Source organism: Sporomusa malonica (assembly GCF_900176355.1).
Lineage (GTDB): Bacteria > Bacillota > Negativicutes > Sporomusales > Sporomusaceae > Sporomusa > Sporomusa malonica.
The window spans coordinates 150,666-175,069 of the sequence record NZ_FWXI01000010.1 but is presented as its reverse complement, the minus strand read 5'-3'; the positions used below and the strand labels follow the sequence as shown (position 1 = coordinate 175,069).

21 protein-coding genes are annotated in these 24,404 nt (G+C 45.3%); 20 read left to right on the top strand and 1 reads right to left on the bottom strand.

What is annotated here, in order from left to right:
- Positions 1-284, bottom strand: a 284-nt coding sequence (locus B9A22_RS13450; RefSeq protein WP_139796247.1) for a helix-turn-helix domain-containing protein, incomplete at its 3' end; no start/stop codon positions are given.
- A 296-nt stretch (positions 285-580) separates the two neighbouring features.
- On the opposite strand from B9A22_RS13450, the gene B9A22_RS13445 reads away from it, so the two are divergent.
- From B9A22_RS13445 to B9A22_RS13350, 20 genes are all read left to right on the top strand, one after another.
- Positions 581-1,213 (top strand): cyclodeaminase/cyclohydrolase family protein, encoded by a 633-nt coding sequence (locus B9A22_RS13445; protein ID WP_084576244.1) that lies wholly within the window; start codon positions 581-583, stop codon positions 1,211-1,213.
- Between the two features lie 14 nt (positions 1,214-1,227).
- Positions 1,228-2,091 carry a bifunctional 5,10-methylenetetrahydrofolate dehydrogenase/5,10-methenyltetrahydrofolate cyclohydrolase gene (locus B9A22_RS13440; protein ID WP_084576243.1) on the top strand — a complete coding sequence of 288 codons (864 nt, stop codon included), beginning with the start codon at positions 1,228-1,230 and terminating at the stop codon, positions 2,089-2,091.
- Positions 2,092-2,141: 50 nt separating this feature from the next.
- The gene (locus B9A22_RS13435) at positions 2,142-2,789 is read left to right on the top strand and encodes a DUF3786 domain-containing protein (protein ID WP_084576242.1); all 648 of its coding nucleotides are present in this window, start codon (positions 2,142-2,144) and stop codon (positions 2,787-2,789) included.
- An 80-nt stretch (positions 2,790-2,869) separates the two neighbouring features.
- On the top strand, positions 2,870-3,637 hold the full coding sequence (locus B9A22_RS13430; protein ID WP_245823983.1) for an ATP-binding protein: 768 nt from the start codon (positions 2,870-2,872) through the stop codon (positions 3,635-3,637).
- Between the two features lie 62 nt (positions 3,638-3,699).
- On the top strand, positions 3,700-5,373 hold the full coding sequence (locus B9A22_RS13425; RefSeq protein ID WP_084576240.1) for a formate--tetrahydrofolate ligase: 1,674 nt from the start codon (positions 3,700-3,702) through the stop codon (positions 5,371-5,373).
- 192 nt (positions 5,374-5,565) lie between these two features.
- Positions 5,566-7,503 carry an anaerobic carbon-monoxide dehydrogenase catalytic subunit gene (gene cooS, locus B9A22_RS13420; protein ID WP_084576239.1) on the top strand — a complete coding sequence of 646 codons (1,938 nt, stop codon included), beginning with the start codon at positions 5,566-5,568 and terminating at the stop codon, positions 7,501-7,503.
- An 80-nt stretch (positions 7,504-7,583) separates the two neighbouring features.
- Complete coding sequence (acsB, locus tag B9A22_RS13415) at positions 7,584-9,713, top strand: acetyl-CoA decarbonylase/synthase complex subunit alpha/beta (protein ID WP_084576238.1); 2,130 nt, start codon at positions 7,584-7,586, stop codon at positions 9,711-9,713.
- A gap of 126 nt (positions 9,714-9,839) precedes the next feature.
- The gene (gene acsC / locus B9A22_RS13410; protein WP_084576237.1) at positions 9,840-11,186 is read left to right on the top strand and encodes an acetyl-CoA decarbonylase/synthase complex subunit gamma; all 1,347 of its coding nucleotides are present in this window, start codon (positions 9,840-9,842) and stop codon (positions 11,184-11,186) included.
- Positions 11,187-11,258: 72 nt separating this feature from the next.
- Positions 11,259-13,229 carry an ASKHA domain-containing protein gene (locus B9A22_RS13405; RefSeq protein WP_084576236.1) on the top strand — a complete coding sequence of 657 codons (1,971 nt, stop codon included), beginning with the start codon at positions 11,259-11,261 and terminating at the stop codon, positions 13,227-13,229.
- A 48-nt stretch (positions 13,230-13,277) separates the two neighbouring features.
- Entirely contained in the window at positions 13,278-14,033 is a 756-nt protein-coding gene (locus B9A22_RS13400; RefSeq protein ID WP_084576235.1) for an ATP-binding protein, read from the top strand.
- 21 nt (positions 14,034-14,054) lie between these two features.
- On the top strand, positions 14,055-15,023 hold the full coding sequence (gene cdhD, locus B9A22_RS13395; RefSeq protein ID WP_084576234.1) for a CO dehydrogenase/acetyl-CoA synthase subunit delta: 969 nt from the start codon (positions 14,055-14,057) through the stop codon (positions 15,021-15,023).
- A 100-nt stretch (positions 15,024-15,123) separates the two neighbouring features.
- The gene (locus tag B9A22_RS13390; RefSeq protein ID WP_084576233.1) at positions 15,124-15,915 is read left to right on the top strand and encodes a methyltetrahydrofolate cobalamin methyltransferase; all 792 of its coding nucleotides are present in this window, start codon (positions 15,124-15,126) and stop codon (positions 15,913-15,915) included.
- 32 nt (positions 15,916-15,947) lie between these two features.
- A complete protein-coding gene (locus tag B9A22_RS13385; protein WP_084576232.1) occupies positions 15,948-16,541 on the top strand; it encodes a 4Fe-4S dicluster domain-containing protein in 594 nt (197 codons plus the stop codon).
- On the top strand, positions 16,538-17,401 hold the full coding sequence (locus tag B9A22_RS13380; protein ID WP_084576231.1) for a CoB--CoM heterodisulfide reductase iron-sulfur subunit B family protein: 864 nt from the start codon (positions 16,538-16,540) through the stop codon (positions 17,399-17,401). The genes B9A22_RS13385 and B9A22_RS13380 overlap by 4 nt, the downstream gene beginning before the upstream one ends.
- Positions 17,402-17,452: 51 nt before the next feature.
- The gene (locus tag B9A22_RS13375) at positions 17,453-20,365 is read left to right on the top strand and encodes an FAD-dependent oxidoreductase (protein WP_176215508.1); all 2,913 of its coding nucleotides are present in this window, start codon (positions 17,453-17,455) and stop codon (positions 20,363-20,365) included.
- 2 nt (positions 20,366-20,367) lie between these two features.
- Entirely contained in the window at positions 20,368-20,775 is a 408-nt protein-coding gene (locus B9A22_RS13370) for a hydrogenase iron-sulfur subunit (RefSeq protein WP_084576229.1), read from the top strand.
- 21 nt (positions 20,776-20,796) lie between these two features.
- Complete coding sequence (locus B9A22_RS13365) at positions 20,797-21,465, top strand: methylenetetrahydrofolate reductase C-terminal domain-containing protein (protein ID WP_084576228.1); 669 nt, start codon at positions 20,797-20,799, stop codon at positions 21,463-21,465.
- Positions 21,462-22,418 (top strand): methylenetetrahydrofolate reductase, encoded by a 957-nt coding sequence (locus tag B9A22_RS13360; protein ID WP_084576227.1) that lies wholly within the window; start codon positions 21,462-21,464, stop codon positions 22,416-22,418. The genes B9A22_RS13365 and B9A22_RS13360 overlap by 4 nt, the downstream gene beginning before the upstream one ends.
- Positions 22,419-22,591: 173 nt before the next feature.
- Positions 22,592-23,113: an NADH-quinone oxidoreductase subunit NuoE family protein gene (locus B9A22_RS13355; RefSeq protein WP_084576226.1), complete on the top strand. Its 522-nt coding sequence runs from the start codon at positions 22,592-22,594 to the stop codon at positions 23,111-23,113.
- Positions 23,101-24,402, top strand: a complete 1,302-nt coding sequence (locus tag B9A22_RS13350) for a complex I 51 kDa subunit family protein (RefSeq protein WP_139796246.1) — start codon at positions 23,101-23,103, stop codon at positions 24,400-24,402. The genes B9A22_RS13355 and B9A22_RS13350 overlap by 13 nt, the downstream gene beginning before the upstream one ends.
- Positions 24,403-24,404: the final 2 nt, after the last annotated feature.

The following is a 24,404-nucleotide window of genomic DNA, read 5'->3' as shown; positions in this document are numbered from 1 at the left end:
CAACTCAATATTTTATACTTTTCTATGATTTCTTTCTGAGACGATTCTCCAGAAAGAAATTCATGAACTGCGGAAAGTTTCAATTCAACTGAGTAACTCTGATTCTGGGATCTATCTTCTAGACCTTCTATTCCATGATGTTTCAGACGATGTATCCATCGCTTTATGGTTGTACTATCAACGTTATATTTATCGGCAACAGATCGCTGGCTTGATTCTCCTTGCTCAAACTCATGGATAATTGCCAACTTTTCTGCACTGCTATATCGACTCTTTTTAGGCATGAAAATACTCCCCTTTCGGTAACAGGTTTTATTATTTCTCCTGTCTACCTATTGGGGAGCATATCATTTCGACAGGGAGGTTTATATTGTTTATTAAGTAATTATTCGACATAATATGACAATAATATTTTTTTTGAATAATTAAAATCTAGCAGGAATTTCAGAATATAAAGCGAATTTTTTTCATTGGAATGTATGTGAAATAACAAACTAGTTTTATCTTTGCGATATGGCGTGTTATTTTGCAACTAATTTGTATGTTAAATAAAAGGAAGCAGATGGGAGGATAAAACATTATGAGTATGCTGAATCAGTCCTGTTCAGATTTTTTGGAAGTACTTGCTTCTAAGGCTCCTGTACCAGGCGGCGGCGGCGCAGCAGCCCTGGGCGGTGCTATCGGGATGGCGCTGTCCAACATGGTCGGGAACTTGACTGTGGGCAAAAAGAAATATGCTGAAGTGGAAGATGAAGTTAAAGAGCTGATTATCAAAGGCGACAAGGTAATCGACGAGTTGAAAAAACTTGTGGATGAGGATGCTGCAGTTTTCGAACCTCTTTCAAAGGCATATGGCTTGCCTAAAGACACCCCAGAGCAGATCGCTTATAAAGAACAAGTTATGGAGAAATGCTCTAAGGATGCCTGTGAAGGTCCCATGGAAATTATGCGTAAATGTTTTGAGGGTATTAAACTTCACGAACGTATGGGTCAGATCGGCACTAATTTAGCGATTTCTGATGTGGGTTGTGGGGTAGTATTCTTGAAATCCGCGCTCATCAGTGGAATGCTGAATGTTGTAATTAATCTTAATACCATTAAGGATCAGGAGTATGTCAGCAAAAATCGGGCGGAAATGGAACAACTATTGGCTGAAGGTTCTAAGATTGCCGATGCTACCCTGGAACTAGTTTTAAGTAAAATAAAAAAATAGGAGGGATCTGGATAATGGCCGAAAGATTAGCCGGTAAAGCTGTTGCTGATGCCATGAAGGAGGAACTCTCTCAAAAGGTAACGGCAATTAAAGCCAAAGGATTTACCCCGAAATTAGGAATTATTCGAGTTGGAGCTCGCCCTGATGACCTTTTTTATGAAGGCGGCGCAAAAAAAACCTGTGAGTCCATCGGAATGGCTTATCAAGTTTTCGAGTATCCTGCCGATATAGACCAGGCTGCTTTTGAACAAGCTGTAACCGATGTTGGTGCCAATAAAGAGATTAATGGTATCTTAATGTTTGCTCCACTGCCTAAACAGTTAGATGAAAAGAAAATCCGGAACTTGATCCCAGTAGAGAAAGACGTAGACTGCATGACCATCGGTAGTGCTGCCAAAGTATATACTGATGATCCTACCGGCTTCCCACCTTGTACACCTACTGCCTGCATGGACATTCTCAAATTCTATAATATTCCATTAAAAGGCAAGAAAGCAGTTGTGCTGGGGCGCTCGCAAGTAGTTGGCAAACCTGTTGCCATGTTGCTGTTAAGAGAACACGCTACGGTGACTATCTGTCATTCACGGACAGACGATCTTCCGGCAGTCTGTGCTGATGCCGATGTTCTCATTGCTGCAGTCGGCCGGGCTAAGATGGTTAAAGCAAATTTTGTTAAACCAGGCCAAGTAGTAATTGATGTGGGTATCAATGAAGATCCTGACAACCCCGGCAAATACTGCGGTGATGTCGATTATGCTGAAGTTGAGTCAATTGTCGACAAAATTACTCCAGTTCCTGGTGGCGTCGGCTCCGTAACTACCGTAGTCCTTTGCAAACAGACCATCCAGGCCTGCGAAATGCAAAACGGACTGGTTTAAATATTTAGTACTCCGTAATTCACGCTTTATTGCACTAGGAGGCATATCTAATGCAAAGTGGTAACATTATTCCACAGCATCTGCAGAACGGCTATCAGCTGGCGTATGAAAAAGCTTGTGTGGAACTTGCGGCTAAGAATCCGGAAGAAATGGCTGCAAACAGTGGTGCTGGATTTGATAGCGACAAACGTTTATTTACCCTCAAATATATAAATGAAGTCTATACTGTAAGTTACCCAGAAGGGGAAGTAAACTTTGCTGAGCATCAGGACCCAGTTCCTATTGCTGCAAAAGTTGTTCTGCTGCATTATTTGCTTACAGCAGGCGGACAGCCTCTGTCAGGACAATTGATATCCTTTAAAGAGATACCAGGTGGTATGATTTACCTGGAGCCCTTTAATGGCCGAGTTCTTGGCGGTTTTAAATATGTGTTTGGTAAAAAAGCAGGTCTTTTAACCCAAGCAGGTGAAAAACTAAGTGGTCGAATTGCCAAATTTGGCGATGCTGCTGTCACGCTGGATATCTTGCCTCAGGTCCCGGTAACTTACGTTATCTGGGAAGGGGACGACGAGTTTCCTGCTAATGCTACGGCGTTATTTGATGCTATGGCACAATATTACCTGCCTACTGAGGATTTGGTAGTAGCTGCTGCTGCTGGTGCGAGTTTACTCAGTAAGACGGCTCGGACACTAAATTAGGTCTTCGTTTATATTACGTATATAAATTTTTTGCGAATAACTTCATTTGATATAAATGATATGTTATTAAAGGAGGTGAAATGGTGAAAATTGCAGTCTCCGGCAAAGGCGGCGTCGGTAAAACGTCTGTCTCTGCCAGTTTAGCCAAATTATTTGCCCGTGAGGGCCGCCGTGTTTACGCAGTAGATGCTGATCCTGATGCAAGTTTGGGTCTTGCCTTAGGAATTCCTGATGATATCTTGGCTAAAGTAATTCCGCTAATTGACATGGAGGAAGTGATTAAGAAGAAAAGCGCCGGTGGCGGCCTGTTCTATAGTCTTAATCCTGATGTCGATGACATATTAGACGAGTATTCCATTAGCGTGGGTAACATCAGATTTTTAAGAATGGGTGCAGTCAAACCAGGCGGATCAGCCTGTTATTGCCGCGAAAACGCGTTTCTGTTCTCCGTTGTTGACTCCTTGATCCTTGATAAAGATGACGTGGTCATTCTTGATATGGGAGCAGGAATTGAACATTTGACTCGCGGCACATCAAAAGGTGTAGACCTGATGATTGTGGTTACCGAACCGAGCAAGACTAGCGTTCAGACCGCAAGAGTGGTAATGCAGCTGGCTAAAGATTTGGGCATCGAAGTTGCAAAAGTCATTGCTAATAAAATACGCTCTCCTAAAGAAGAAGCGTTCATCCAGGAACAGTTTACAGCTCAAGAACTGTTAGGCGTCATTCGTTTTGATGACGATCTGCTGGATGTCGCTCTCGGAAACGAGGCAGACATACTTACCGGAGCCTTCAAAGTGACTATGGAGGAAATCTATACGCGGATATCCGCAAACTCCAAGCCCTAGGTTCTCCAAGCCCTAGGTTTTAGAGGGAAAAGTCCCACAAAATATTAGGAGGTAAAGTCGAAATGTCTTTTAAAAGTGATGTTGAAATCGCCCAAGAGGCGAAGATGTCTCTAATTGTTGATGTAGCGAAAGAACTAGAAATCCCTGCAGAGGAACTTGAACTCTATGGTAGCTACAAAGCAAAAGTTTCCCTTAAAACCTGGGAACGCATCAAAACCCGCCCAGATGCTAAGTTAATCCTGGTAACCGCCATTAATCCGACTCCGGCGGGCGAAGGTAAAACTACTACTACAGTTGGCTTGGGTGATGCTCTACGGAAAAAAGGTAAAAAAGTAGTTATCGCTTTACGCGAACCATCCCTTGGACCTTGCTTTGGCGTTAAAGGCGGCGCTGCTGGCGGCGGCTATGCCCAAGTAGTTCCAATGGAGGACATCAACCTTCACTTCACTGGTGACTTTCATGCTATTACCACTGCTCATAACCTCCTTGCAGCAATCATTGACAATCACCTTCATCATGGCAATGCTCTTGGTATCGACCCTCGCCGTGTAACTTGGCGCCGGGTGCTTGACCTTAACGAGCGCGCGCTCCGTTTCATCGTTTGCGGCCTTGGCGGCAAAGCCAATGGCGTACCGCGTGAAAACGGCTTCGATATTACCGTTGCTTCTGAAATGATGGCAATTCTCTGTCTGGCTAAAGACCTTGACGATATGAAAGAGCGTATTGGCAAAATTATCGTTGCCTATACCATGGACGGCAAACCGGTAACTCCGAACGATCTAAAAGTAACCGGCGCGTTAACCCTGCTCTTCAAAGATGCCATTAAACCTAACCTTGTTCAAACCCTCGAAAACACTCCGGCCTTCGTACACGGCGGCCCATTCGCTAACATTGCTCATGGCTGCAACAGCGTATCTGCTACCAAATATGCTATGAAACTTGCTGATGTTGTTGTAACAGAAGCTGGTTTCGGTGCTGATCTTGGCGCTGAGAAATTCCTTGATATCAAATGCCGTTTTGCTGGATTCAAGCCTGCAGCAGTTGTTATCGTTGCTACAGTCCGTGCTCTCAAAATGCATGGTGGTGTACCTAAGACCGAGCTTGTTGGTGAGAACATGGCTGCCCTTGAAAAAGGTCTTGCTAACCTTACTAAACATATTGAGAATATGCAAAAATACGGTCTGCCTGCTGTTGTTGCGATCAATGCATTCCCGACTGATACTGCTAACGAACTCAAGTTCGTTGAAGAAAAATGCAATGCTATGGGTGCAGAAGTTGCATTGTCTGAAGTTTGGGCTAAAGGCGGCGAAGGCGGCCTAGTGCTTGCTGACAAAGTTTTGGCAGCTTGTGAAAAACCGAGCAACTTCAAATTCATCTATGATGAAAAGGCTCCTATTAAAGACAAAATTAACGCTATCGCCACAGAGATCTATGGCGCTGATGGCGTAAACTATACTCCTGCTGTTGAAAAGACCATTCAAGAGCTGACTAACCTTGGTTATGACAAAACTCCGATTTGCATGGCCAAAACTCAGTACTCCCTGAGCGATGACATGGCTAAATTAGGTCGCCCAACTGGCTTTAAGATCACTGTTCGTGAACTGCGTGTTGCAGCTGGCGCTGGCTTCCTGGTGGCTATCACTGGCGAAATCATGACCATGCCTGGCCTGCCGAAGGCTCCTGCCGCTGAAAGAATGGATATCGACAATTCCGGTAAAATTGTTGGCTTGTTCTAATTCAGTAAAAATTATTAATATATTGAAAATTTTTCATAATCCTTGCAGGTATTCGCCCACCTAAGGGCGAATACCTGTAGATAGAGTTTGTGAAAAAATCCTCATAATCCCCAATGACCCTGAGTAGCTAAGCTCCTTGTAAGCGAATTCACCTGAAAAACAACTATGATGAACATAGGGAGGAAAAGAAGAATGTCCGAACACAAAACAATCGACATGGCTGCGATTCAAATGCTGGATAGAGCCAAAGAAATTGGTTTCCTGACAACATTTGACCGCGCCAAAGCCCAAGAGCCACGTTGTACCTTCGGCAACACTGGTATTTGCTGCCGTATCTGCCTGCAAGGCCCTTGCCGTATTCTGCCCAAAAAGCCTGGTGGTAATAAAGGTATTTGTGGTGCCGCTGACTACACCATCGTTGCTAGAAATACCGTTCGTTACATTGCAGGCGGCGCTGCTGCCCACTCAGACCATGGACGTGAAATTGCAGAAGTTCTTCTAAGTGTTGCCGAAGGTAGAGTGCATGACTATAAAGTCACTGATGCCGATAAACTCGTAAAGGTTGCGAAAAAAATCGGTATTGAAACCGAAGGCCGCGAAGTAATGGCTATCTGTAAAGATGTAGCTACTGCAGCTCTTGCTGAATTTGGCCGTGTTGATGAAACTAAAGAACTTACCTGGATTAACGCTTATACAAATGAAGAAAGACTTAACATTTGGCGTAAAACCGCAATAATGCCTTCTGGTATTAACTTAAGCCTTGCAAAATTACTTCATCAAACTCATATAGGTGTTGACTCTGACCCTGTTAACATTATCTTTGGTGGTCTGAAAGCTGCTCTGTGCGATATCGACGGTCAGCATCTTGCAACTGACTTATCAGATATTCTCTTCGGTACTGGCGTTCCTGTAGTAACCGAAGCTAACCTTGGAGCCATTAAGGAAGATAAAGTTAACATCGCTCTCCATGGACATAATCCACTTCTTTCCCAAATGGTTGTTAAAGCTGCTAAAGAGTTGCAGGATGAAGCTAAAGCTGCTGGTGCTACAGGCATTAATCTTGTTGGTATCTGCTGCACTGGTAACGAGGTTCTGACTCGTGAAGGCGTTGCTATCGCTACTAACTTTGCTACCCAAGAACTTGCTATTATGACCGGCGCTATGGACGCAATGGTTGTTGACGTTCAGTGTATCATGCCGACCTTACGCTCTGCAGCTGAATGCTTTCACACTAAGATTGTTACTACAATGCCAATCATGAAGATTCCTGGATCATACCATTTCGCATTTGATGAGCACCATGCTGTTGACAGTGCTAAAGAAATTATCCGTTTGGCTATTGATGCATATAAGAATCGTGATAAAGCTAAAGTTTGCATTCCTAATATTAGAAACAAAGTTGTTGCCGGTTTCACATTAGAAGCTATGTACAACATCTTCGCCAAAGTTAATCCGGAAAATCCAATCAGAGTTATTGTTGATGCGATTGAGGCCGGAGAAATTAAAGGTGTTGCAGCACTTATCGGTTGTAACAACCTTAAAGGGACCCATGACCACAATCATACTACCATAGCTAAAGAATTGGCTAAAAACGATGTTCTTCTTATAGCTACTGGCTGCTCAGCTCAGGCTCACGCTTTGGCGGGTATGATGAACGGCGATGCTGTTAAAGAATATGCTGGAGAAGGTCTGAAGAAGTTCTATGCTCGTCTGAATGCCGTTGCTGGCTTAACTGAAGAACTGCCATTGATGTTCCATATGGGTTCTTGCGTTGACAATAGCCGTTGCCAAGACCTAGCAACAGCTCTAGCTACGGAAATGGGCGTAGATTACGCGCAAGTTCCATACGTTGTTAGTGCACCAGAAGCAATGTCTGAAAAGGCAGTTGCGATCGGTTCCTGGAACGTAGCTTATGGTAACCCGACCCATGTTGGTGTAATTGCTCCGACTGTCGGCAGCCAACTTGTTAATGATGTAGTTACCAAAATTGCTGAAGACGTATTTGGCGGCTTCTTCTTCTGGGAAACTGATCCAGTGAAAGCATCTGAAAGAATGGTTGAGATCCTGGAAGAACGTAACTGGAAGAACGCAATGCGCAAAAAAGCTAACGACGCTAAAGAAGCTAACTAATAGAAAGTCTTTAGATCAATCGCAAATAGCTACTCTTATATATTGAGAAATTGACTCTATGAAGGAGGACGAAAAATAATATGTCAATGGAGCTTTTTAAAGGCGCCTACGAAGGTGCTGTTACAGCTACCAGCTACGCGGAAATTCTTCTGGCAAAAGCCATTAAGGAATACGGTGCTGACTGCCCAGTTAAATATCCCGATACTGCCTACAGACTGCCGGTAATTACTGCCCTTAGCGGTGAAGAAGTAAATACTATTGGTGATCTTGCTCCTATTCTTAACCGGGTTCGTACTACTAACATCCGGGAAGAACTGAATTTCGAAAACGCTAAACTGAACGGTGAAGCAACCCTTTATGCTGCAGAAGTTATTGAAGCTTTGCGCTACCTTAAAGGTGCAAAACCTGATAAATACCCGTATTGCGGCTTCATCTCTGACCCTATTCTCCGTAAGTTCGGCGTGCCCTTGGTTGACCAAACCATCCCAGGTGTTGCCGTTATCGTTGGTAAGGGTAAAGACAGCAAGTCAACTGCCAAACTGGTAAAAGACCTCCAGTCCAAAGGCATCATGATCTTCTTGGCCAATGAAGTCATTGAGCAATGTATTGAAGAAAATGTTAAAATCGGTGCTGACTTCATTACCTTCCCTGTTGGTAACTTCACGCAGGTTATCCATGCTGTTAACTTTGCTTTCCGTGCCGGTCTTGCCTTCGGTGGTATCCCGGCCGGTCAACGTCAGCGTGCGATTGAATATCAAGCCAAACGCGTTCTTGCGTTTGTCATTCAGCTTGGACCTAATGACATAGTTAAATTTGCGGCTGAATTTGGTGCCATCTTCATGGGCTTCCCAATTGTTACCGATCAGCCGGTAGCCGAGGAAATTCCTGACTGGTATCAATCTGAACCAGATTATGAAAAAATCGGCAAACTTGGTCTTGAGATGCGCGGCATTAAAATCAAGATCGTTGATATCCCTGTACCTATCACGATTGGACCTGCTTTCGAAGGCGAAACCATCCGTAAAAAAGATGCACACGTTGAGTTCGGCGGCGGTCGTTCCACCAGCTTCGAGCTTGTCCGTATGTGTGAAGCCGATGAGGTTGAAGACGGCAAAATCGAAGTTATTGGACCAGAAATTGATGAAATGCCAGAAGGCAGCGTCTTCCCGCTTGGCATCATGATTGATGTCTATGGCCGTAAGATGCAAGAAGACTTCGAAGGCGTGCTTGAGCGCCGTATCCACTACTTCGTTAACTATGGTGAAGGTCTGTGGCACGTAGCCCAGCGTAATATGATGTGGGTGCGTATTGGCAAAAATGCTAAAGAGCTAGGCTTCAAAATTAAAGACATTGGCGAGATTCTTATTGCCAAATTCAAATCTGACTATCCGGCTATTATTGACCGTGTACAAGTCACTCTTGTCACCGATAAAGACATCATTGAAGAAAAAATCAAACTGGCAATGGCCAAATACTCTGCCCGTGACGCCCGTCTCAAAGGCCTCACTGACGAAGCAGTCGAAACCTGGTACACATGCACACTCTGCCAGTCCTTTGCACCTAACCATGTGTGTATTGTAACGCCAGAGCACGTAGGCTTGTGCGGTGCTGTTAGCTGGCTGGATGCCAAAGCCTCCAATGAAATTACCCCAACCGGCCCCAATCAGCCGGTTTTAAAAGGCGAATGCATAGATCCTGTAAAAGGTCAATGGCAAAACCTTAATGATTTCTTCTATACAGGCTCCAACCGGACGATAGAAAAGGTTAATTTTTATACCATGATGGAAGATCCGATGACTTCCTGCGGATGTTTCGAAGCTATTATGGCGATACTACCGCTGTGTAATGGTGTCATGGTCACCACGCGTGAACATACTGGCGATACCCCTTGCGGTATGACCTTCTCCGGTTTGGCCGGTACTTGCGGCGGTGGTGTTCAAACCCCTGGTTTCATGGGATTGGGCCGTCGTTACCTCTGCAGCGCTAAGTTTATTCCAGCAGACGGTGGTCTCGGACGTGTTGTCTGGATGCCGAAAGAACTCAAAGAATTCTTGGGTCAAGATCTGATAGACGCTGCTGTAGCTGCAGGCCTTGGCGCTGACTTCGTTGATAAAATTGCCGACGAAACTGTTGGCACCGATGAAGAAGCAATTCTACCGTTCCTTGAGGAGAAACAACATCCTGCTCTCGCAATGGATCCAATGATGTAATTAAGCCCAGTTACTTAATTTAAGGATGAATTCGGGACACATCTTGGGACTGTAATTTTGTAAGGTTCGGATGTGTCCCGGTTCTCATATTATTTGAAGTGCTTATATTCGAAAGGAGAAGAGAAAATGGCATTAACAGGTTTGGACATTTTCAAACAACTACCTAAAACAAACTGTAAAGACTGTGGTTCACCTACCTGCTTGGCTTTTGCAATGGCAATGGCCAATGGTAAAGCATCTCTCGACATGTGCCCACATGCAACTGAGGCAGCGAAAGAAAACCTCGGAGCAGCAACTGCACCGCCTGTACGTACTGTAAAAGTAGGCGTAGGCGAACAAGAAATCGTAATGGGTGACGAAACCGTCCTCTTCCGTCATGACAAAACCTTCTATCATCCGACAGCTATTGCTATTCAAATTCCAGACACTCTGTCTGGCGCTGAATTAGATGCTAAGATTGAAAAAGTAAATGGTCTGGTAATGGATCGTGTTGGTCAAAAAATCGCAATTGATATGGTTGCAATTGTTAACGCATCTGGCGATGCTGCTACCTTTAAGGCTGCTGTTGAGGCTGTAGCTGCTAAAGCTAACTTTGCCCTCTTGCTAGCTGCAGATGTTGCTGGTTTGGAAGCTGCTGTTCCTGCTGTAGCTGCCAAGAAGCCGCTGCTGCATGCTGCAACTGCTGAAAACTGGGAAAAGGTTGTAGCTCTTGCAAAAGCTAATAACTGCCCAGTAGTAGTAAAAGGTAATGGACTTGATGACACTGCTGCTTTAGTAGAAAAAGTGGCTGCTCAATATAAAGAACTTGTTATCGACTTCGGCAATACCCAACAGGCTAAAACCTTAGCTGAAATGGTGAATGCCCGTCGTCTGGCAATCAAGAAAAAATTCCGTCCATTCGGCTATCCTATGCTTGCTTGCACAATAGCAACTGATGCGAAAGAGGAGATCGTTGAAGCTGCTACATATGTTGCTAAATATGCCAGCATCGTTTGCATGAAGGTTGATGAGAAGCCCCTATTGCTGCCTCTTATGGCATGGCGCATGAACATCTATACCGACCCACAAAAACCGATGACTGTTGAATCTAAAAATGTATATGAGATTGGTGCTGTTGGCCCGGATTCTCCTGTATACGTTTGTACAAACTTTGCTCTTACTTACTTTGCTGTTGAAGGCGAAGTTGTAGCCAGCAAAATCCCTGGCTATATCGTGGCTGTTGACACCGACGGCGCATCGGTTCTTACTGCTTGGGCCGCAGGTAAATTCGTTGCTGAGCCTATCGCCGAGTTTGTTAAGAACATCGGTATTATGGACAAAGTTAACCACAACACCATCGTTATCCCTGGTTATGTTGCCATTATCAGCGGCAAACTGAAAGAAAAATCCGGTTACGAAGTTGTTGTTGGACCGCAGGAAGCTGCTGGTATTCCGGCTTTTGCTAAAGCTCGTTACCCGCACCTCATGAAATAATTATTGTCTAGAACTTGTTATTTGAAATAAGAATTGACAGCCTTGCTCAACGAATCAGGAGGGTAATTCAGCATGAACAAACGGTTCGTAACATTTCTTCCCGCAGGAGTCAAAGTTGAGGTAGATCCAGGAACTGATTTACTTACTGCCGCAGGTAAAGCTGATATTGAGATAAAAGCCCCTTGCGGTGGTGACGGTACATGCGGTAAATGCGCTGTTCACATTAAGAGCGGTGCTGCAAAGGCTAGACGAGACAGCCATTTGGCAGCAAGGCTTGCTGAGAAGGGATTCAATTTAGCGTGCCAGACATTAGTTCAAGATGAGGATTTAGTGGTAGAGATACCTAAAACCTCGGCCATGAGCAAACATCAGGTGCTGGTTGATCACCATCAGGTAAACAGTGGTATGTCAGAAGCTTTGAGCAACTATTTACTGCACGTATGGCAGCTTAAAGAGCTGTTTCTGGAAAAACAGGAAAGCCCGCTTAACGGTTATCCGCTTAATCCACTCTGTCGGCGTATCAGGCTGACTTTGCCTGTGGCTAATCTGCAGGACAACCGTGATGACCTTAATCGGTTGACTTTGGCTCTTAAGAAAGAAACGAAGTGTACGGACATCAATATTTCCCTCGCGATCATTCGTAATTTGGGAGAAATCCTCAGGGCTGCACATTTTAAAGTGACTGTACTGCTATCTGAGGTTGGTGGTAAGGCTGAAGTAATTGCTGTTGAGCCAGGCCATGGCCATCAGCCTCTATACGGTTTAGCTGTCGATATTGGCACTACTACCGTAGTAGCCTACCTCCTTGACCTGGAAAAAGGTAGAGTTATTGATACTGCAGGAACGCATAACCGTCAGGCTCGTTTTGGCGATGATGTCATTAGTCGCATTGTATATGCCGTTGATGAAACTGACGGCTTGAAGACCATTCATCAGTGTATCATTGATACCATAAACACATTAATCATGGACTTACTGGTGAAACAAAGGCAGATTAAAGAATCGGATATCCGCGTAATCATGACAGCCGGTAACACAACCATGGCGCACTTGTTCCTGGGGATTAACCCCAAGTTCATCCGTCTGGAGCCATATATTCCGACCGCTAACTTCTTTCCCGTTGTTAAGGCTCAGGAAGTAGGGCTGAGAGTGAACCCTGACGCTCTGGTATTTAGCTATCCGTCAGTGGCTAGTTATGTGGGCGGTGATATCGTTTCAGGAACCTTGTTTACTGGCATGGGTAATGCTGATGCGCCAATATCGCTCTTGATTGATATCGGTACAAACGGTGAAATGGTGTTAGGCTCTGGTGATTGGTTAGTAACTTGTTCCTGTTCAGCTGGTCCAGCCTTTGAAGGATCAGGGATAACTTATGGTATGAGGGCTATGCATGGTGCAATCGAGCGCCTGGAAATAGATCCTCAGACATACGAAGTATCTTATACCACCATCAATAACGGTAAGCCGATTGGCATCTGCGGTTCAGGCCTGATCAATTGCCTGGCTAAACTTAGGCGCACCGGAATTATAGACCGGGCTGGAAAATTTCAGACCAGTCTATCAACTGAACGGATGCGCATTGGCGAGACGGGGCCAGAATACGTCTTGGTTTGGCGAGATGACACAGACCTTGACCGGGATATTGTCATAAGTGAAGCCGATGTCAAAAACCTGCTCAGGGCTAAAGGAGCAGTGTTTGCCGGAATTCGCTCGCTCTTAAATGTGGTCGGCTTTGAATTAGAAAGTATCGAAACCATTTATGTGGCAGGTGGATTTGGCAATTACCTCAACATTCCTGATGCGATTACTATTGGTTTGTTGCCTGATATACCTATTGAAAAGTATAAGTATGTCGGTAATACTTCAGCCAAAGGTGCCTGTATGGCGTTGTTATCGCAGGAGGCTTGGATGGAAGCCAATAGTCTGGCAGGAAAAATGACTTATATTGAATTGTCGGTTGGTAACCTGTTTATGGACGAATTTGTCTCATCATTGTTTATCCCACATACTGATTTGACGTTATTCCCCAATGTCAGTCTTTAAGTTGACATTAAAGCTGTAGTTTTGGGTGTATTGAAAGGAGTTTAAGTTATGGCAAAGCAAATAGCAGTGGCAGGTAAAGGCGGAACCGGTAAAACATCTTTTACTGCGTTATTGATAAGGTATCTGGTGAAAAACAACAAGGGCTCCATTCTGGCGGTGGATGCTGATGCTAACGCCAATCTGAACGAAGCCTTGGGTATGGAAGTAGAACAGACTATTTCCGAGTTAATAACCAGTACTAAAAATCCGAAGAACATTCCTGCCGGTATGACACAGGAGACGTATATTGAATATAAACTCCAAGCCTCATTAGTTGAATCAGACAATGTTGATATGCTGGTGATGGGAGGGCCCGAAGGTCCTGGTTGCTACTGCTTTCCTAATAACCTTCTGCGAGGTTATATGGATAAACTTGGCAAGAACTATGGCTATGTACTCATGGATAATGAGGCCGGTTTGGAGCATATTAGCCGCCGGGTAACTCAGGATATTGATTACATGTTTGTAGTTAGTGATGCTTCGGCACGTAGCATTCGTTCAGCCGGTCGTGTCAGGCAGCTTGTTGACACACTGAAATCTGACGTTAAAAACATCTATTTGATTGTTACCAAGACACAAAATGATGAGGACATTGCCGCTTTACAAGGCGAGATTGATAAAACTGGCCTTGAGTTAATCGGTGTAATCCCCTATGATCCGTTGGTAGCCAAATATGATTTATTGAGCCAGCCGCTGTTTGATTTACCTGATAACGCGGTGGCAGTACAAGCGGTTAACGCTATATGTAAAAAAGCAGAAATCTAGAAGTTTGGAAGGAGCGTAACTATGGCAACTAATATGTTGAAAGAAAAATATTCCGGTAAAATCAATACCGTTACCCTTGGTGCAACCAAAGAACAGGGTGGCACTCGTACCAGCACCGTAACTGTTGGCGGAGAATCCACTATGCCGTTCCTTCAGTTCGAAGGCGACATGCCCCTAAAGCCTGTAGTTGCAATGGAAATTCAGGACATTAATCCTGGTTGGCATCCAGTTCTGAATCAAGTGTATGCTGAAGTTATGGACTGCCCTGTTGCTTGGGCTAAAAAGTGTGTAGAATTCGGCGCAGATATGATTTATCTCAAGCTTGCCGGTGCTCATCCTGATAATGGTGACAAGAGCCCTGAAGATTGCGCCAAAATCGTTAAAGACGTACTCGCCGCTGTCGGCGTACCTCTAATTGTCGTTGGTTGTGGCGAAGACGAAAAAGACAATGCTGTTCTGCCTGTTGTTGCAGAAGCTGCTGCTGGTGAAAACCTGCTTATCGGCTGCGCTAAGCAAGACAACTACAAGTCAGTTGCAGCTGCTGCAATGGTTCATAAGCACAAAGTACTTGCTGCTAGCCCACTCGATATCAACATCTGCAAACAGCTGAACATTCTTATCTCTGAGCTAGGCTTGGCTGCTGATAATGTTCTTATTGACCCGAGCACTGCAGCTCTCGGCTACGGTATTGAATATACCTACTCCATCCTTGAGCGCGGCCGTCTGGGCGCTCTCTCAGGTGACAAAATGTTGTCCCAACCGGTAATCTGCCAAGTGGGTTATGAAGCATGGCGCGCTAAAGAAGCTGTTGCTACTGAAGAAGATTTCCCCAACTGGGGTAACCAAGCAGATCGCGCTATCCTTTGGGAAGCAATGACTGCTACTGGTCTCTTACAGGGCGGCGCTCATGTAATGGTTCTTCGTCATCCGGAAGCGGTTCGTCTTGTTAAGAAAAATGCCGAAGAATTAATGGTTAAGGCCGAAATTTAATTCTTAAGCAATTTCGTGTAAATATGGGTATTCCGTTAAACCATCATCATTAACGCAAGGTTTCCTTAAAAAAATATAATAATATCGAGGGGGATTACTAATGATTCTCATTGGCGAAAGAATTAATGGTATGTTCAAAGACATCGGTAAAGCAGTTCGGGAGCATGATCCTAAGCCTCTCCAAGAATGGGCTGTCAAACAAAAAGAGGGCGGCGCTCATTATCTTGACGTTAACACCGGACCTAACTCCGAAGATCAAACAGTAGACCTGCCTTGGATGGTTAAAACCGTTATGGAAGTTAGCGATTTGCCTCTCGCCATTGATACTACTGACTATGACGCTATGGAAGCAGCTCTTATCGCTTATGGCAAGCCCGGCGCACTCATTAACTCCATTGGTTGCGAACAAGAAAAAATTGACCGCGTTTTCCCAATGGCAGCTAAGTATCAAGCCGATGTTGTTTGCCTCTGCATCAGCAAATCCGGTATTCCTAAGAGTGCCGAAGAGCGCGTAGCTCTTGCTATGGAATTCGTTGCCAATGCTGAAGTTTACGGACTTCAACCAGACAACCTTTTCATCGACCCGATTATCCTCCCGGTTAACGTAGCACAAGAGCATGCGGTTGAAGCATTAGAAACCATCCGCCAGATCAAATTACTTTCGAATCCAGCACCGCTGACTACTATTGGTCTTTCTAACGTTTCTCAAAAGACCCCGCATCGTCCGCTTCTTAACCGCACCTTTGCTGTTATGGCTATGACTGCTGGTCTTGATTCCGCTATCCTTGATGCTAATGATGATATGATGGTTGACGCTATCGCTTCGGCTCGCGTTATCCTGAACAAAGATATTTACTGCGACTCCTACGCTAAGGTGTTCAGACAGCGGTAATACCGCTGGGTTTACGCCAGGAAAGGAGGTCAATGATGTCAACGGTGAACCAACCCGCTAAGGGTAAAGCTTCTTTCTGTCAGGAAATCGAGGAGAAATCTCATCAGCCCATTTCATCATGCTATCATTGCATGAAGTGTGCTGGTGGCTGTCCGATAAACTTTGTCATGGAACATAACAATTACGAGATTTTACGGATGATTCAGCTGGGGGAAAAGGATAAGGTCTATCAGTCCAATACTCCATGGCTCTGCGTTGGTTGCAAGACTTGCGCAGTACGTTGTCCGAACGGAATTGACACATCTAAAGTCATGGACACCATTAAAATGGAGACTATTGCTGAAGACAAAATTCCGGCAAGTCATTACAACGTAAAGTTGTTTTACGAGTTGTTTCTTGATTCCATGAAAGGTTTCCCAATTATCGGCGGCGAAGGCCGCGGGTATGAACTTGGACTCATGGGACTTTACAAATTGTGTACAGGAACTTATTTGGCAGACATGGATCTTGGCAAGGAAATGACTAAACGTGGTAAGATGCCATTCTTGCCACATAATGCCCTCAAGCGGCGCAAGGGCGAAGTCAAGAAAATATTCCAGAGAGCAAAGGAGAAAAAGGCGCGATGAAACTAGGATATTATCCAGGATGTTCACTTCACTCCACAGCGGCCGAGTACAATATGGCCACCGAGGCTGTATTTGATGCATTAGGGTTGGAGCTGGCTGAACTTCCCGAGTGGAATTGCTGTGGAGCTACCGCAGGTCACTCCACCGACAGATTTCTCGCACTTGCTTTGCCGCTCAGGAATCTTGTTATTGCTGAAGCCGAACAGCAAAAAGAACTTGTCCTGCCATGTGCCGCCTGCTATAACCTTGTAAAAGGCGCTGACCATTACTGCCGTGAAGGTACTACGGAAGCAAAAGATGCTAACGAAGAACTCAAAAGCATAATGGGCGCGTCATACAATGGTACAGTTCATGTTACACACCCGCTGGAAGTTATCATGAGAAAAGAGTATTTGGGCAAAGTTAATGAGAAGGTTAAAAAGCCGCTTAACGGCCTAAAGCTGGCCCCATATTATGGTTGTCTTCTTACACGGCCTACTTACGTCGCCTTTGATGATGTTGAACAGCCACAAGCTATGGATCAGCTGATGAAGTTGGCCGGAGCTGATGTGAAACGCTGGTCATACAAAACTGACTGTTGTGGCGGTAGCTTAACAGTGCCACGTACTGATGTCGTATATGAGATAACTAAAAACTTGGTAACTGCGGCTCAACGAGCAGGTGCCGATGCGATTGTGACAGCATGTCCGTTATGTCAGATGACTTTAGAAACCCGGCAGAAAGAAATCCAAAATCCTATACCAATCTTTTTCTTCACCGAATTGCTGGGGATTAGTTTTGGACATCCTGAAGCAAAAAAATGGATGAAGAAACATATTGTTGATCCCATACCGCTCTTGACATCATTGCACTTGTTGTAACCTATTCAGAGAAACCGGCAGAACTATTATATAGCTATGTCCGGTTTCTCTGTGGTTATACCACGCCTAATTAGTAATGATGGTGAAGAAAAGATATTTTATCGAAAGGCAGTGAGAGCCATGCAAAAGGATGTGCTCGTTATTGGCGGTGGCATTGCCGGTCTGCAAGCGGCTCTGGAATTAGCTGGGGCAGGATACCCCGTTCATCTGGTAACAGATGAAGCAAATCTTGGCGGGAAGTTAGTAGATTCTTCAGAGCAAAGCGGTCAAGCCGCCTGCCCATGGGGAGATCAAGTAAACATTTCTGCTTTGTATTTAGGCGGTAACCTTCATGCATCCAGTACGGTATTGGGGTCACTCATTACCAGAGCCTGCAACAATCCGCTTGTTCATGTCTACACCAGCAGCAAACTGGTTGAATTACAAGGGGATGTAGGTCATTTCCAGGCTACCGTCAGCGATGTCGCAACAGGCAAGCGCACTCAAAAAGTCGTCGTCGGAGCGGTTATTCTGGCAGCCGGTTTCAGTATGTATGACGTCTCCCAAAAAGGCGAATACGGATATGGTTACTACAAAAATGTTGTTACCAGCTTAGAATTTGAGCATTTATTATCTGAAAGCCGCTATCGCTCAGACTGTATCAGACGCCCGTCAGACGGAAAATGTGCGGAAAAAATTGCTTTCATACAGTGCGTAGGTTCCCGGGATGTAGTATCCAAGGGCGAATATTGCTCGGCTATTTGCTGTATGTTTACTGCCAAAGAAGCTATATTGGCCAAAGAGTTTGCCCCGAAAACCGATGTCACGGTATATTACCTTGACTTAAGAGCGTGCGGCAAAAACTTTGACACCTTTTTGGCACGTGCTCAGGAATTAGGTACTAACTATGTACGTACCATGATTTCTGAGGTTAAAGAAGATCCTGTAACTGAAAAATTGTCAATTAACTATGCGGCTGCTAGCAAACCAGTCAAAGAAGAATTTGATTTGGTAGTGCTTGCCGCAGGTATTCGTCCGTCTACCCGTTTAAAAGAAACTGCCGGAATTTTACAAATTCCTCTGAACCAATTTGGTTTTGTTCAGGTTGATCCCCTTGAACCAGTAACTACCAAGCGCCCGGGTATTTTCTCGGTTGGTGGTAGCCAAGGCCCGCTTGACGTTCCTGAGACCATGTCTCTGGCTAGTGCGGCAGCAGCAGCTACTACTCGCGCGTTGGGAAAAGCGGAAGGTCGTCCAGGCCGGAAACCAACTCCTGAGCGTGACATTAGCCAAGAGCCCGTACGGGTTGGCGTATTCCTCTGTAAAGCCGGCTTAGCTGCTATGGGGGCAGATGTCAATACCGTAACTGCGGCAGCTAAGAATCAAGCTGGTGTAACTGTTGTTGAGTGTGAACAAACGGCTTGTCAACCTGAATCTATTGCTAAGCTTCAAAAGCTTATTGCAACTCAGGGTCTTAACCGTATTGTTGTTTCACCCTGCGTTCTAAAGCATAACCTAAATCTATTTCAGGAAACAGCACAGGCGGCCGGTTTGAACCGGATGCTTGTCGAAATGGCAGCTGTTCCAGCCAAAGTTTGGGACAACAATGCTGATAAGGCCACTAAAGCAGCTGTTGCTGTAACTGCCCGTGCGGTGAGTGATGTAAAAGCATTTAAACCGCTTAGATGGCACGCAGAACCAGTGGTATCGCGTGCCCTTGTAGTTGGCGGCGGTGTTAGCGGTATGGCTACTGCTTTGGCGCTGGCTGATCGCGGTTTTGGCTGTACTATTGTCGACAAAGCCTCTGTACTTGGGGGCTATGTCCGTGACCTTACCGGCAGTTTAGAAACGCAAGACCTCAAGCAGACAGTGGAAGACCTGGAAAAACAGGTGCGGAAAAACGATAAGATTGAGGTTCTGCTTAATTCGGAAGCAGTTGAGTTTAGCGGTCGTCAAGGCCACTTTATCACTACTGTTGCCACCGGACAGGGGCAAGTGAAGACAACTAAAAAGGTTGAGCATGGCGTAGTCATTCTCGCCACTGGTACTACTACCTATGTTCCTTCAGACTATTTATTTGGTCAGGACCAGCGAGTAATTACTGGTGTTGAGGCTATGTATCGTCTGGCTGATGGCCGTTTACCTGCTAAGGGTGCTTCTACATATGTCTTTGTACAATGCGTTGGTTCCCGTAATGAGGAGAATAAATACTGCAGCCGCACCTGCTGTGGCGAAACAGTATACGCTGCTACCAAGATCAAAGAGCAGAACCCTGAAGCTAAGGTGTATGTACTGTCGCGTGATATTCGTACGCCAGGTTATCTTGAACTCAAATACCGTGAAGCACGTAAAGCTGGCGTAGTGTTTGTTCATTACGATGAAGCTGACAAGCCTGTGTTAGCAAAAGATAATGCCGGCAACCTCACTATGGCAGTGGCTGATCCGCAATCAGGTCTTACGCTGAATCTAAAACCTGATCAAGTGATTCTGGCAGTTGCTCAAACAGCATCTTTGGAAGCCAAACAGCTTGCTGACTTGTTTAAGATTCAGGTTAATGCTGACGGTTTCCTTTCAGAAACCCACTCCAACTTCGGTACAATTGCCTTCCCGGGTGGCGGTATCTTTATTTCCGGTGCGGCCCATGGGCCGAAATCAGTCGTAGATTGCCTGACTCAGGCCAAAGGTGTGGCTGGTCGTGCAGCCCGTATTTTGGCTCAGCCTGCGCTTATGATGGGCGGTATGGTGGCTGAGGTAGAATGGGAAAAATGCGCAGCTTGCTTGACTTGTGTACGAACTTGCCCATACACCATTCCACAAATCACCAGAGATAAGAAGGAAATGGGCGCTGCCTATATCCCTCCTGCTGATTGTCGTGGCTGTGGTATGTGCGCCTCCGAATGTCCTAATAAGGCAATTTTTGTACATCATTACCAGGACGATGAGGTGCTCGCACGGGTTGAGACCGCGTTGACGGAGGTGGGTTAATAATGAGTGAAGTTAAAGTAGTAGGATTTGTTTGTCGCTTGTGTGCCTTAATCAGCTCTGACCTTGGCCCTCCAGCCGATGTTAACGTTAAGATCGAGACTGTCGAGTTGCCTTGTGCTGGTAAAGTTGACGGCAGACTGTTGTTAGAGGCCTTTGAGAAAGGCGCTGATGCTGTATTTGTCGCTGGCTGTCCTGAGCATGAGTGCATGAACGTGAAAGGCAGCTCCCGCGCCCGGAAACGTTTGGAGCATATAAAAGAAATACTGGATCAAGTTGGAGTTGGCGGAGAACGTTTAGTGATGTATAACGTATCCGGCACCCATGGTCCACGTTTCGCCCAGATCGCCCGGGATATGGCCGGACTGCTTGAAAAAATGGGTCCGAGTCCGCTTAAGGCCCGGAAGGCCTAGAAAGGAGACGAGTCAAGCGATATGATAGTTGCAGAAATCAAGCCGATTGAAGAAATTGCCGAGGCCATAAAAGGCGCGAAAAAAGTTCTGGTTGCCGGTTGTGGCGGTTGTGTTACTGTATGTCTGTCTGGCGGACAGAAGGAAACCGATATTATGGCCAGTGCTCTTCGGATGAAGATGGAAGTTGACGGTCAGCCTATGCAAATCGAAACGGCTACCTATGAGCGTCAGTGTGATCCTGAATATGTTGTTAGGTTTAAAGAGCATCTCAAAGATGTTGATGCAGTTGTGTCCATGGCCTGCGGTGTTGGTGTGCAGTTTATGGCAGAGAACTATCCTGAGATTATCTTTGTACCTGGTCAAAACACAAAATTTGCAGGTGCTGCGATTGAACATGGCATCTGGGAAGAACGCTGTATGCTGTGCGGCGAGTGTGTACTTGCCAAGACCGGCGGCGTATGCCCAGTTATCCGCTGCTCCAAGAGCCTGATGAACGGACCATGCGGTGGTTCACAAGGTGGAGTGTGCGAAATCAGCAAAGATACTCCCTGCGCATGGCAGCTTATCTATGATCGCCTCAAAGGTCAGGGGCGCCTAGATATGATGACAGAAGTACTGCCGGCTAAGAATTGGTCGAAGAATAGAGACGGCGGTCCCCGCAAAATTGTGAGGGAGGATGTGCGGTTATGAGCGAAGCAGTAGCTATTGATAAACAAGCTGTTTTAAAGACAGAAAGCAAACTAGAGAAACTGTACTCCTTGGGGCATTTTGTGGTAACAGGTGAGCTTGGACCACCCCAACATTCTGACGGTCATGAATTAGAGCATCATGCTCATGAGCTGAAAGATATTGTTGATGGTTTCAACCTTACTGACAACCAAACTGCTATTGTGCGGTTGTCCAGTATTGCTGCCGGTGTTCATGTACTTAAGGGCGGCGGGGTTCCGATTATTCAGATGACTTGCCGGGATCGTAACCGTATTGCCATGCAAAGTGATTTACTGGGTGCCTATAGCCTAGGAATTCGCGATGTATTATGCTTAAGCGGTGACCACCAGTCTTTTGGTAATCATCCGACAAGTAAAAATGTGTATGATGTTGACTCTGTTCAACTGATTGACATGGTCAGAAAAATGCGGGATGAAAAGAAGCTTCTATCTGATGCTGCTATAAAAACCAATGAACCACGGTTTTTTATCGGTGCAGTAGAAAATCCTTTTGGCGACCCGTTTGAATTCCGGGCCATCCGTCTTGAAAAGAAAGTAAATGCCGGTGCTGACTTCATCCAAACGCAGGCAATATTCGATATCGAGAAATTTGCCCGTTTCATGGAGATGGTAGTTGCGCGTGGTATTCACGAAAGAACAAAAATTACTGCTGGTATCTTGCCGGTTCGCTCGGTTAAAGCACTGCAGTATATGAAGAAAGACGTCGCCGGCATGGAAATTCCTGACAGCCTCATTGAGCGCATGAAGAAAACTGAAGATCCGAAAAAAGAGGGTATCCAGATTGCTATCGAAATGTGCAATGAGCTTAAGAAAATCCCAGGCGTAGCCGGTATTCACATCATGCCTGTTGGCTGGGAAGCTGCACTGCCTGAGATTGTAAAAGGCGCAGGTTTCCTGCCACGTCCTAAAGTTTAATATTGATGATATTCCCAATTACCGGATATAAGTGGTAGCTTTATCCGGAGCAAACTCAGGGAGGTATGGGGTCAGCTGGGAATACTGGCTGGCCCTGTATTATTTTTGCAATTTAATATCAGCTTTATTCCCCGTAGCCTTAAACGGTCATAGGAAAGGGTGAGATAAAAAGCATGTGTTCAAAAGTCACAAAAGATCAAGCATTGCAAATTATTGGAAAATACGAACAAGTCTTGGGAATCATTAATAAGTATGGTAAAGCTAAAGAACAACTGTTATCTATTCTCCTAGATATCCAGTGTGCTTCTGGCGAAAACTATGTAGCTGAAGAATGGGCTGAAGTGGTGGCCTGCCAATTAGATCTGCCAATAAGCAAAGTTTATGATGTTCTTACATTCTATGCTATGTTTAATACTAAACCGCATGGTAAATATGTTATTGAGATCTGCAAAAGCACACCCTGCCATGTAACAAAAGCTGACGCCGTAGTAAAAATGTTTGAAGAAGTATTGGGCATCAAACTTGGCGAGACTACTCCTGACAACCTCTTTACCTTGATGCACACTAGCTGTGTTGGCGCCTGTGACATCGGTCCGGTAGCCAAAATCGGTGATGAAGTATATGGTAACCTGACAGCGGCTAAAGTAGCCGAGGTTGTTACTAGTTACCGGGGGGTGTCCTCATGTCAAAAATAAATAAACTTATTTCCAGTAATTGTGGCGTAATTAGCCCTGATTCTGTTGAAGATTATGTAAAAGCTGGCGGTTATGAGGGGTTGAAAAAGGCTTTCACTATGAAGCCCGAAGAAATAATCGGCGAAGTTAAGAAAGCCAAACTATTAGGACGCGGCGGCGCTGCTTATCCGGCTGGTTCCAAGTGGGAACAACTGCTGGAAATCCCCGAGTTCCCGAAATATATCGTTATTAATGCTGACGAGGGCGAGCCAGGTACTTTCAAAGATAAGCTGCTGTTAGGTCAAGATCCGCTGAGAGTAATCGAAGGTATGACCATTTCTGGTCATGTTTTCAATTCCCATGATGGTTACATTTATATTCGCGGCGAATACCGGGCTATCCAAAAAGTGTTCCAGAGCGCCATTGATAATGCTGTGAAAGCAGGATATCTAGGCAAGAACATTATGGGCACTGGTTTTGAATTCAACATTCATATTATGACCGGTGCTGGTGCCTATGTATGCGGTGAAAACTCCGCGCTATTGAATTCTATTGAAGGCAAGGCCGGACGTCCGCGTATTAAACCCCCTCATTTAGCTGAAGTCGGACTATTCCTAATGCCGACACTGGTTAATAACGTTGAATCAATTTCCAATATCCCGACAATTGTTCTGGATGGCGGCGATAAATACCTGAGCTATGGCACTAAAGACAGCGGTGGTACAAAATTGATTTGCCTGTCAGGCAATGTTGTTAATCGTGGCGTATATGAGATTCCTTTTGGTGTAAACCTGCGCGATGCCATTTATGACCCCGAATTGGGCGGTGGTATTCCTAATGGCAAAAAGCTTAAATTTTTCCACCTTGGTGGTCAATCAGGTCCTATAGGGGCTGAAGCACAGTTAGACACCATGTACTGCTACAAAGCGCTTCGTAACGCCGGCTTAAGTGTTGGTTCAGGCGCAATTGTGGTAATGGATGAAGATGTCTGTGTTATTGACTACTTAAAAGGTGTAACCGAATTCTTCATCCACGAGTCCTGCGGTAAATGTACTCCTTGCCGGGAAGGTAACAAGCAAATTTATGCAATACTTTGCAAACTTTCCGAAGGTGAAGCGACCAAGGATGATATGGTAGTCCTCAAGCGCATGATTGATACCATGACTAATGCCTCGTTCTGCGGCTTGGGTCAATCGGCGGCAGTCGCCTTGAATACCTGCTGGAAGCTCTTCAAAGATGAATTTGAAGACCACTTGAATAAGAAGTGTCCGGCACAAGTTTGCTTTACTGAACAGGAAAGAGGTGAGTAGTG

What these genes read in the sequence shown, in the direction of transcription:
- B9A22_RS13445 (WP_084576244.1), top strand. Translation starts at nt 581, where the DNA reads ATGAGTATGCTGAATCAGTCCTGTTCAGATTTTTTGGAAGTACTTGCT.
- B9A22_RS13440 (WP_084576243.1), top strand. Translation starts at nt 1,228, where the DNA reads ATGGCCGAAAGATTAGCCGGTAAAGCTGTTGCTGATGCCATGAAGGAG.
- B9A22_RS13435 (WP_084576242.1), top strand. Translation starts at nt 2,142, where the DNA reads ATGCAAAGTGGTAACATTATTCCACAGCATCTGCAGAACGGCTATCAG.
- B9A22_RS13430 (WP_245823983.1), top strand. Translation starts at nt 2,870, where the DNA reads ATGGTGAAAATTGCAGTCTCCGGCAAAGGCGGCGTCGGTAAAACGTCT.
- B9A22_RS13425 (WP_084576240.1), top strand. Translation starts at nt 3,700, where the DNA reads ATGTCTTTTAAAAGTGATGTTGAAATCGCCCAAGAGGCGAAGATGTCT.
- cooS (WP_084576239.1), top strand. Translation starts at nt 5,566, where the DNA reads ATGTCCGAACACAAAACAATCGACATGGCTGCGATTCAAATGCTGGAT.
- acsB (WP_084576238.1), top strand. Translation starts at nt 7,584, where the DNA reads ATGTCAATGGAGCTTTTTAAAGGCGCCTACGAAGGTGCTGTTACAGCT.
- acsC (WP_084576237.1), top strand. Translation starts at nt 9,840, where the DNA reads ATGGCATTAACAGGTTTGGACATTTTCAAACAACTACCTAAAACAAAC.
- B9A22_RS13405 (WP_084576236.1), top strand. Translation starts at nt 11,259, where the DNA reads ATGAACAAACGGTTCGTAACATTTCTTCCCGCAGGAGTCAAAGTTGAG.
- B9A22_RS13400 (WP_084576235.1), top strand. Translation starts at nt 13,278, where the DNA reads ATGGCAAAGCAAATAGCAGTGGCAGGTAAAGGCGGAACCGGTAAAACA.
- cdhD (WP_084576234.1), top strand. Translation starts at nt 14,055, where the DNA reads ATGGCAACTAATATGTTGAAAGAAAAATATTCCGGTAAAATCAATACC.
- B9A22_RS13390 (WP_084576233.1), top strand. Translation starts at nt 15,124, where the DNA reads ATGATTCTCATTGGCGAAAGAATTAATGGTATGTTCAAAGACATCGGT.
- B9A22_RS13385 (WP_084576232.1), top strand. Translation starts at nt 15,948, where the DNA reads ATGATGTCAACGGTGAACCAACCCGCTAAGGGTAAAGCTTCTTTCTGT.
- B9A22_RS13380 (WP_084576231.1), top strand. Translation starts at nt 16,538, where the DNA reads ATGAAACTAGGATATTATCCAGGATGTTCACTTCACTCCACAGCGGCC.
- B9A22_RS13370 (WP_084576229.1), top strand. Translation starts at nt 20,368, where the DNA reads ATGAGTGAAGTTAAAGTAGTAGGATTTGTTTGTCGCTTGTGTGCCTTA.
- B9A22_RS13365 (WP_084576228.1), top strand. Translation starts at nt 20,797, where the DNA reads ATGATAGTTGCAGAAATCAAGCCGATTGAAGAAATTGCCGAGGCCATA.
- B9A22_RS13360 (WP_084576227.1), top strand. Translation starts at nt 21,462, where the DNA reads ATGAGCGAAGCAGTAGCTATTGATAAACAAGCTGTTTTAAAGACAGAA.
- B9A22_RS13355 (WP_084576226.1), top strand. Translation starts at nt 22,592, where the DNA reads ATGTGTTCAAAAGTCACAAAAGATCAAGCATTGCAAATTATTGGAAAA.
- B9A22_RS13350 (WP_139796246.1), top strand. Translation starts at nt 23,101, where the DNA reads ATGTCAAAAATAAATAAACTTATTTCCAGTAATTGTGGCGTAATTAGC.